Origin of the sequence: Alcanivorax sp. 1008, assembly GCF_020667895.1 — a bacterium.
Classification (GTDB): Bacteria; Pseudomonadota; Gammaproteobacteria; order Pseudomonadales; family Alcanivoracaceae; genus PGZG01.
The window spans coordinates 1-8,861 of the sequence record NZ_JAFMPS010000036.1 but is presented as its reverse complement, the minus strand read 5'-3'; the positions used below and the strand labels follow the sequence as shown (position 1 = coordinate 8,861).

At 48.5% G+C, this 8,861-nt stretch carries 7 protein-coding genes and 3 pseudogenes; 7 read left to right on the top strand and 3 right to left on the bottom strand.

Going from position 1 to position 8,861, the window contains the following annotated elements:
* A pseudogene (locus J1C54_RS15590) lies at nucleotides 1-1,211 on the top strand (type I restriction endonuclease subunit R); the annotation flags it as partial.
* 406 nt (nucleotides 1,212-1,617) lie between these two features.
* On the opposite strand, the gene J1C54_RS15585 reads toward J1C54_RS15590, so the two are convergent.
* On the bottom strand, nucleotides 1,618-1,920 hold the full coding sequence (locus J1C54_RS15585; protein ID WP_229149699.1) for a hypothetical protein: 303 nt from the start codon (nucleotides 1,918-1,920) through the stop codon (nucleotides 1,618-1,620).
* Between the two features lie 843 nt (nucleotides 1,921-2,763).
* Between J1C54_RS15585 and J1C54_RS15580 the strand changes: the two genes are divergently transcribed.
* The 4 genes from J1C54_RS15580 (at nucleotide 2,764) to J1C54_RS15565 (ending at nucleotide 5,869) form a co-directional block, all read left to right on the top strand.
* Nucleotides 2,764-2,958, top strand: coding sequence for a hypothetical protein (locus tag J1C54_RS15580; RefSeq protein WP_229149696.1), 195 nt, complete (start codon nucleotides 2,764-2,766; stop codon nucleotides 2,956-2,958).
* 258 nt (nucleotides 2,959-3,216) lie between these two features.
* On the top strand, nucleotides 3,217-3,969 hold the full coding sequence (locus J1C54_RS15575) for a metallophosphoesterase (RefSeq protein WP_229149694.1): 753 nt from the start codon (nucleotides 3,217-3,219) through the stop codon (nucleotides 3,967-3,969).
* A gap of 62 nt (nucleotides 3,970-4,031) precedes the next feature.
* Nucleotides 4,032-4,625, top strand: coding sequence for a 3'-5' exonuclease (locus J1C54_RS15570; protein WP_229149692.1), 594 nt, complete (start codon nucleotides 4,032-4,034; stop codon nucleotides 4,623-4,625).
* The gene (locus J1C54_RS15565) at nucleotides 4,622-5,869 is read left to right on the top strand and encodes a hypothetical protein (protein ID WP_229149689.1); all 1,248 of its coding nucleotides are present in this window, start codon (nucleotides 4,622-4,624) and stop codon (nucleotides 5,867-5,869) included. Before J1C54_RS15570 ends, J1C54_RS15565 begins: the two co-directional genes overlap by 4 nt.
* 494 nt (nucleotides 5,870-6,363) lie before the next feature.
* On the opposite strand, the gene J1C54_RS15560 is transcribed toward J1C54_RS15565, so the two are convergent.
* Nucleotides 6,364-6,927: a hypothetical protein gene (locus J1C54_RS15560; protein WP_229149687.1), complete on the bottom strand. Its 564-nt coding sequence runs from the start codon at nucleotides 6,925-6,927 to the stop codon at nucleotides 6,364-6,366.
* 12 nt (nucleotides 6,928-6,939) lie between these two features.
* Nucleotides 6,940-7,173, bottom strand: a pseudogene (locus J1C54_RS16805) (hypothetical protein); the annotation flags it as partial.
* Between the two features lie 296 nt (nucleotides 7,174-7,469).
* Here J1C54_RS16805 and ttcA point away from each other — a divergent pair.
* Both ttcA and J1C54_RS15545 read left to right on the top strand, forming a co-directional pair.
* Nucleotides 7,470-8,336, top strand: coding sequence for a tRNA 2-thiocytidine(32) synthetase TtcA (gene ttcA / locus J1C54_RS15550; protein ID WP_229149685.1), 867 nt, complete (start codon nucleotides 7,470-7,472; stop codon nucleotides 8,334-8,336).
* A gap of 395 nt (nucleotides 8,337-8,731) precedes the next feature.
* Nucleotides 8,732-8,861 (top strand): annotated as a pseudogene (locus tag J1C54_RS15545) (tRNA 2-thiocytidine(32) synthetase TtcA); the annotation flags it as partial.

Here is an 8,861-nt window from a genome sequence, read left to right as displayed (position 1 = left end):
CCGGCCTGCATGGTCGCGATCTGGCGCAGGCCTTCGACACCGACGATTTCAATGTGATGATCGCCGCCAACAAATACCAGACCGGCTTCGATCAACCCAAGCTCTGCGCCATGTACGTGGACAAGAAACTGCAGGGCGTGGACTGCGTGCAAACCCTGTCGCGGCTGAACCGCACTTTCCCTGGCAAGGAAACCTTCATTCTCGATTTTTACAACGATCCGCAGGACATCCTCGATGCCTTCGCGCCTTACTACAACAAGGCCGAGCTGGAGAATGTGTCTGATGTGAATGTGGTCTATGACCTGCAGAAGACCCTGGATCAGGAGCAGATCTACCACTGGGAAGAAGTGCGCGAGTTTGCCCTGGCGTTCTTTGATCCGAAGGCGGCCAGCAGCAAGCTCAGCTATTACTGCCACCCGGCCAAGGAGCGATTCGCCATCCGCTACAAGGCCGCGCTGGATGATATTCGTGTGTGGCGGGAGAGCCTTCGGACAGCAGAGCGTAATGGCGACAAAGCCCGCAGCAAGCGCGCCGAGCAGGAGCTGAAGGAAGCCGGCGAGCGCAAGGACTCCCTGGATCTGTTCCGCAAGAACCTGCAGAGTTTCGTCCGGGCTTATGAATTCCTCTCTCAGATCGTTCACTACGATGATGCTGATCTGGAGCAGCTGTGCGTTTACGCCAAACACCTGCACCCGCTGCTGCGCGTGGACCGACTGGATGAGGAAAAGGTAGACGTGACCGAGCTGCAACTGACGCACTACCGCCTAACCAAGCGCGCCGAACACCAGCTGCGACTAGAGGAAGAGGATGGTGAGTATGGCCTCAAGCCGCTCAGTGAAGTGGGCTCAGGCAATCCCCATGACCCGGAGAAGAAGCGCCTTTCCGAAATTATTGAAAAGCTGAATGATCTTTTTGGGCTTGAAGTCACCGAACAGGACAAGTTGCATTTCGCTAATGGCATTGCCGACCGCATTGGTCGAGATCAAGAAGTTATGGAGCAGGTGCGTTCGCATAGCGCCGAGCAGGTCATGCATGGGCTTTTTCCGAAGCGGGTCACGGATGCAGTGCTGGATGCCCTTGGAGATCATGAGAAGCTATCGGTGCCGATTCTGGAAAGCCAGGATACGCAGAGGGAGTTTGCGTTGGTGATTCTCAGAATGCTCGCGGAAAGACTGGGGAAAACTGGTGCTCCAGAGTCCCGCCATTGGTAATGCAATTATATGCCCGACATCTGGTTCGCATCCAGCTTGGTTGCATATAGCCGTTAAGCCCTCAGCATTTATTTATTATTTTTCAATCCATTTATTGAAGAGTGGCAAATGCGCATAAAGCTCTTCCTAAACTACTTGAAGAAGAACAGTGTTCGGTTCAATAGATCAGATCGTATACTAGCTTGGCAGATTGCGGGGCTATGCCAAGAGCATTCACGGTCTCGCTTTGTGTCTCATTATGCTGGTGCGGCAGATCTTCAAACAAACATGCGAAGCCTTCGTCTGCCCAGCCAGAACTCGATCAAGTGAAGTCGGATGTATGAGATCGCCGTGTGAATCAACTATTCAAGGGATTTTAATCGGTATATAGAGGATATTATTTAACCTCAGTCGAGAACTTGGCGTTTCAGCCTAAGTCAACGTGACCCATCAGTGCGTCTATGCGCGCTCGTAACTCATCACTGACGGGCATAGCCCGGCCATTCCAGACGGCGCTGTATAGTTTCAGCGCACTTTCTAGGTCCGCCAACCGAAGCCCGAGCGTGTCAGCGACGAACCACCGATGCTCCTCGTCAAGGCTCCGGAGGTAGGCGAGCGCATCCCAATTCGAAAGCCCCTCAACTTCGTCGGCCTTTTCTGCAAGGTAGTAAGAGTCGCCTTTGTTGATCTGGCGGAAGCTGTTCATTATAACCTTTGCCAAGTAACCCATGTCTTTTCCTCGCTCACTCTGGTTAGAGGCAAATTATAATCGACTTTAATATAGACAGCCCCGGATTTCCATGGAACCCCAGATCTATCAATGGCCTTTATTGCAGCGGCTCAGCTACAGCATGAGGAACTGGGTGGCGCCTCCGCTGAAAGACTGCCTAAAGGATTACCACCCGATTCCTGGGACAGCTTTTGGGGCTCCCCCGAGTTTCTTTCGTAGCAACTTTTCACCGAAACTTGCGAAATATCATCGGTCCGTGCGGCGACAGCACTTCTTTCCACTAGAAACCCAGAAATATCACCGCTTCATACTCAAAGGAAGGGCAGTGGAGGCCTGGAAAGAAGTGTGACGACCCTCCAAATAAGCTCTTAATTTAATATAAAACAATGATTTATCAATTATTTCGCACAACAATATTACTTCATGACAAGCAAAAGGTTTTGATGAAAAGAAAGTTATTCGGCAAAAATTGTGTCACATGACACAAGTTAAGACTTACTCATTTACGTACAACCCTTGTCTCCAGCATAGCCAGCCCCATAGGTGTAGGTAAATAATATTGGCAACAGATGAGAAAGCTAGGAACTCAGATAATTGTGTCACGTGACACAATTTTCATCGGGATGCTGTCTTTTTGGCTGAAGCGAGTTTCCTCAGGAAATTTCCAGCCGAGAATCCCCAGCGGGGAGAGCCGGCGCTGACCGACGAAACAGCGCTCCCGTTCACACCAGAATCGCTGGGCCGGATGGCTTGCTCGGTCATAGAGCGGGAGCGCGCGAAATCCTCTTTGAAAACCGGGGAATGGCTGTAAGCTATCACTTATAGTTGCCTCGAGGCGCAGACATGAAACGCCAACCATTTACACCCAAGTTTTTGGCTGCCCAGACGGCAGGATCCATGCGGATTTCAGGGTTCCGCGTTTCCGCTGAGAGGGAGCGTATGCTCGAATCCATTATTGCTGGCGAGCTTGACCCAGATGAGTTGCGCCGCGAGGTGATCGAGAAGCATCTGGAAAAGGCTGCATCTAGCTCCTCGTGAAGTGCTTCATCGGCGACTTGTATTTCTCTTGGTGTCCAACTAGCATTTGGCTATGAGCAACCTCCCCGCAAAAAATGCAGTATGCGTCTTCCCGGCATCAAAGGCCGGCATGGACGTTGCGCGCGCTCATTTGTTTTCCCGCCCCACCTTAATCTCCCGAATATCACGCTCAATATCTGCCTGAAGCAGGCTTGCGGCTTTGGCCGTTGAATTGTCCGGTTTAACCCGGATCTTCGAATTCAGAAATGAGCGTATATCATGAAAATCCAGCTGTTGAGTGATGTTCATCTGGAGCATCGCAAAGATCACCGTATCGAAATTCAACAAACCGACGCTGACATTCTTGTGCTCGCTGGCGACATCGGCGAAGGCCTCCTGGGAATTGAGTGGGCCGCAGATCTCTCCCAGAAACACGCTAAGCCTTTGATTTATATCAGTGGCAACCACGAGTACTACGATTCAGATTTTATTGAAAACCTGCTGAGAATGGAGCGAAGGGCAAGCCAGCTAGGCATCCATTTCCTCGAGGAAGATACTATAGAGCTCAATGGATATCGGTTCGCTGGTGCAACTCTCTGGACCTCATTTAAGGACCGGTCGGGGGTGATGGATCGGGCTGCCGCCCATAGGGCCAGACGAAACATGTCTGATTTCCACTGTGTAAGACTTGAAGGTGAGTTACTTACGCCGAATAGAGTAAGCCGCATGCACGAATCAGCCTGCCAGTTCCTCGAGTCATATCTCAGCAAGGAAGATGCAGAGCGGACGGTTGTCATTACGCACCATGCCCCGAGCTTAACTTGCCGCAACAGGCGCTTTGCTGAAGGGCCGATGACCAAGGCCTTTTGTTCGCACCTCGATCATCTGTTTGGCTTGTCTAAGGTATGGTGTTTTGGGCATACCCATTTCTGTTTTGACGAACTGCTAGACGGCACACGGGTGGTCTCAAATCCGGTTGGGTATCCCGGCGAGATATTGGGCTTCGACCCAGGGAAAGTGATTGAAGTCTAGATTTGATTGCTACTGGGTTGAAGGCGGCAATCAAAAAATAACCTAATATTACGGAGGCGGCCATGGCGCGCCCAATCTTTGTAATCGATCTTGAGGCAACTTGCTGGGAAGACCGGGAATACACGGTCGATGAAATGGAAATTATTGAAATCGGCGCTGTCTTGGCAAGACCAGACGGTTGCGTTATCGACGAATTTTGTACCTTCGTAAGACCCATTAAGGAACCAATTCTTAGCAGATTCTGCACACGACTGACGTCGATTCATCAGGCAGATATTGATACGGCTCCTTCATATGGTGAGGCAATAGCACTTCTTGATGAGTGGGTCTCGCAACGGCCTGGCACTTGGGGGAGCTGGGGAAACTATGATTTCCGGCAGTTCATGGCGGAAGAGAGACGAATTCCCAGCGGAAGCACTTTCTTGGACATGCAACATGTCAACCTGAAAAAGGCCTGGCGCAAGACAACCGGTGCGGCGCGTACAGGCCTTCTTGGCGCGCTTGAATTTCACCAGATGCAATTTGAGGGTGTTCATCACCGTGGTGTCGACGATGCTCGAAACGTTGCCAGACTGCTACCGTTTATTGACCGACACAAACTCCTTGCGGGTGTTGGGGAAATGCGGGGCGTAATTGACAGGGAGCGTCAACCGTGAGGGAAGAATTGGAAATCAGTCTTATCGACAAGTATCCGCAGGTTCTGAGTCTATGTAGTGCGGGAAGCTTCTCGGTTGGAGATGGTTGGTTCTGGGTGCTGGATGCATTATTCGGTTCATTATCCAAACTGAGTGAAGACGATCACGAATCTGAATTTCTGGTAGAGGGTGCCGAAACGCGATTTGGTCGGCTGAAGGTGAAGGTAAGAAAATGTGGCGAAATTGAGCGACGGCTTATTGAGCATGCAGAGCGCATGGCTTGGAGTACCTGCGAGCAATGCGGGAAGCCAGGCGAATGGTGTGCCACTGATGGATACTTCCGGACTGCTTGTGCTGACCATACCCGAGACCCGTATTCGAGAAAAGACATGGATGAGGTTCTCCGGGTTTTTGTAGACATGGATGATGTGATCACCAACTTCAAGGGTGCGTTCGCGCGGGATTTTAAAAATAACCCTGCATGCAAGTGGCCTCAATCAAGACAGGGGTTCTTTACGGAACTTGAGCCAGTCGAGAATGCAATTGAAGCGGTCAAGGCTCTGGCTGAAATCAGTAGCATGGACATTCATATCCTCACTGCGCCAAGTCCACGAAACCCACTCAGTTACACAGAGAAGCGGGTCTGGGTGGCGGAGCATTTAGGATACGAATTTGTGAAACGTCTTCATATTAGTCCAAGGAAGGACTTCTTTGATGGAGATATTTTGATTGACGACAACAACCGTGGGAAGGGGCAAGATCTTTTTCGAGGCCGGCTTATTCACTTCGGCAGCGATGACTATCCAGACTGGCCGAATGTGCTGGCCGAAGTAATCTGCCATCCCGGCCGGCACGGCGTGCCTGTGCCGCTGCGGTCGCGTCTTACCGGTTTGGGAGTCGATAATCGTCAGGCGACTGAAAGAGCCCTCAGGAAAGGCTTATTATACTATCGTTTTGTTCTGATGGATCTTCTTCTTAGTCGGACTGAACCGGAATTGAAAACTCTCATCGGCGCCTCTGAAAAGGACATTGTTGAATGGCGAGAGGCAAACACGCTTCCATTTCGGTTTGGTAGGGCTCTCTACGATATTGGAACCATCATGGATTGGGCGTTTGGTCTCTATCGGGGCGAGCCACGCAAGGCGGTTAACTGGATATCACGAAGCTTGCCCGCATTGAGCGGCGCTAGCCCGCTACAGTACTACAGTAAGACAGGAGACATAAAGGTGATTCGTGGGGTCATAGAGCGCATAAAATCGGGTTAGCAGTACGTGATCGCCCTTGAGCGACGATGAATTATTCAATGGGGCAGAGGAATGATCTCAATTGGACTTGATGATTTTGTAAGCAACATAGATGCCCTTGATCAGGTATTGGAGAGTGGCCCCTCGTCGTAAGAGGTGAAGATAAAAATATGTTTGCGGTTATATCGATCGAGCATCTCGATTTATTTGAATCGTCTTTCGGCGGCAGGTATTGAATCGTCTAGGCGAAGTAGTACTCGAGGCAAGTAGGCCAGATGTGGACTATCCGCTGATTATTACGCAGCGCAGCGCGAGTTAGTTCTGGCGCAAATCGACTAACTCATGGGTGGTTATGAACTCGCCATAATTCGGTGGCTTTATATGCCTAGGGAAGCTCTGAAAAAACTCCCGTACTTTCGCATAATTGGGTCCGTTCCGACCAGCCTCCGGAGATCGCATGAACCCCGGCAAGAAGGTTGGTGAAAAGACCTTCTCCTGAGGCTGGTAGTGCATGGCTATAATTGGTTATGTAGGTCAACAAACCTTATTCTTTCTCCTTGCATTATGTTGTGCTCTATGAGCATTCTTTTCATATCAACGCAATAATTGATTTTCGAATCAATGGTGATATATATAGTATCTGCAATCATCTCGACTCTCTTTAATCTTTCTAATAACCCTCCTCCTGATCCAGTTCCGACCGCGAGTATTAGATGATCTACATCGTTCTCTTCAATATGTTTGAGTATTCGATTTAGGACATCGTTTCTCATCCAGTCTTCACAGATTATGGCGCTGCCATTTTGATAATCATTTGAAATTAGGGATTGTTGCTTAAGTCCAAGCGTGGTGTATCGGGAGTCTGGGTTTAATGTTGCGACCAGAGTCTTTGTTTTTTTTCTGGCCGATATGAGCGACTCGACTTGAGAAAACTCTCCGGTTCCGCCTTTTGTGCGAATTACACCCGTTATCGCCAAAGATTTCGGTATAGGATTTAGCGTCTCATCGAGTTGTAATTCATCGGTCTCTATAAGGTTAGGAAATATTTTAGTGTTTTTGCCAATAAGCTTTCTGGTCATGTGGGTTGCCCTTTAAATTTCGGCTCTTTGCATTTCATGCTTGGAATTATCGCCTTCTAATGCTAACTGTCCACCGTAGTGATGCCTCTTCCTTGGTGTGGCCAGCTCTCCGGATTCCATAGTCTTCCAGGGGTTGCGCCGATGGATCAGTTCCGCTTTGTACAGCCCGTTAACGGTCTCGGCTAGGGCGTTATCGCAGCGATCGCCTTGGCTGCCCACCGACGGATTGATGCCTGCCTCGCCCAGGGACTAATGTGCTTCACAAAATTCAGCCTGATTTTCTTTGTCTGATATTTGCATCATGTTTCCCTTGAAGGTGCAGGTTGATCCATGCGCTAGAATGAGGAAAATAGTTCAATAAAATCATAGGCATAAGGAATCGTCCGTACTAAGAGCTGTGTCAACATCTTGCCCGACGGAAGCTTGGCCGTGTGTACAAACAATGGCCTAAGCCTTTAAAATCTGATTTCCATTCGGGCATTCATTTTTCAAATTCATGTGCTGTTAGGCATTCTAATCCAGCATTGGAGTATTTAGTCACAATGAAAGATCCCATTAAGAGCGCCAACAAATTACAGAAGAGATTGCGGCGCCTTGTTGGAAGTGCTGTCGAAGATTATCGAATGATAGAAGATGGCGATAAAATTATGGCTTGCGTCAGTGGGGGGAAAGACTCATTTGTGATGCTTGATACTCTCTTGCATTTGAAGCGCGTTGCGCCAATTTCATTTGATGTAGTTGCTGTCAATCTAGATCAAAAGCAACCTGGGTTCCCAGAACATGTTTTGCCTGAATATTTCGAAAGCCAGGGAATTGATTATTTTGTAATCGATAAAGACACATATTCTATTGTTAAGGAAAAGGTTCCAGAGGGAAAAACCACGTGTGCACTATGTTCTAGGTTGCGTCGGGGAAGTTTATACGGTTTCGCAGAAGAGATTGGCGCTACAAAATTGGCTCTTGGACATCACATGGATGATATTGTTGAGACGCTATTTCTTAACATGGTTCACGGAGGAAAGCTAAAGGCAATGCCTCCTAAGTTACTTAGTGACGATGGAAGAAATATTGTCATTCGTCCGTTGGCGTATTGCCGTGAAAAGGATATCGAAAAATTAGCGCGAGCTAATTCATATCCGATTATTCCATGCAATCTTTGCGGATCTCAGGAAAATCTCGCCAGGCAAAACGTCAAGGCCATGCTTGCCGGCATGGAACGGGAGAATCCAGGATTTGTCTATCAGGTATTTAAGAGCACCCAAAACATTAGCCTAAGCCAACTAGCAGACCGAAGCCTTTTTGATTTCATTAATTTAAAGATTAATAGGAATGAGGAAAGAGCAAGCCCTGAACATTCAGGGGTGGAAATTTCATCCCATTTTTCTCGCATAGCGACTGTCAATATTTAACGGCATATTTCCAACATATTGCTCCAATGTGTAATTTGGTTGATTTGATATATTCAAAAACAAAAAACATGTAACGAAGAGGTTGTGTCCGATTCAGTTTAATTCGCTAGGTAAAACTGGGCGTTCCTGATGAAGTGGACCGCCATAATTGCAGCACGACGAATGTGCTTTTTATTTATACCAGTCATATTCCTAGGCTTTTTCATGGCATCCTGATTCATCTCCTGCCCAGCCTTGAGGGGATGAGGTGATCAAAATATGACCAAAACGGACTCCGAAACTGTGGTTCTTTTTCCAACATTAACTTTTTCGAGCTATTATGCAAGGTAAATATCGTGTAATGTGCTGATAATAAACGGGATTGTTGTGAGTTTTGTCGCTTAGATGTCCTATAAGGGAAGGACTCCTACACCATGCTGGATATCTTGCGCAATCTGCAGGTTACAGCTCCGGTTAATTTTGAGCTGGTCGCGGTTAATCTGGACCAGAAACAGCCAGGTTTTCCGGAGCATGTACTGCCGCAGT

Bases quoted from the DNA above. Each gene is read 5' to 3' on its own strand.
- J1C54_RS15585 (WP_229149699.1), bottom strand. From the start codon at position 1,920: ATGGGTTACTTGGCAAAGGTTATAATGAACAGCTTCCGCCAGATCAAC.
- J1C54_RS15580 (WP_229149696.1), top strand. From the start codon at position 2,764: ATGAAACGCCAACCATTTACACCCAAGTTTTTGGCTGCCCAGACGGCA.
- J1C54_RS15575 (WP_229149694.1), top strand. From the start codon at position 3,217: ATGAAAATCCAGCTGTTGAGTGATGTTCATCTGGAGCATCGCAAAGAT.
- J1C54_RS15570 (WP_229149692.1), top strand. From the start codon at position 4,032: ATGGCGCGCCCAATCTTTGTAATCGATCTTGAGGCAACTTGCTGGGAA.
- J1C54_RS15560 (WP_229149687.1), bottom strand. From the start codon at position 6,927: ATGACCAGAAAGCTTATTGGCAAAAACACTAAAATATTTCCTAACCTT.
- ttcA (WP_229149685.1), top strand. From the start codon at position 7,470: ATGAAAGATCCCATTAAGAGCGCCAACAAATTACAGAAGAGATTGCGG.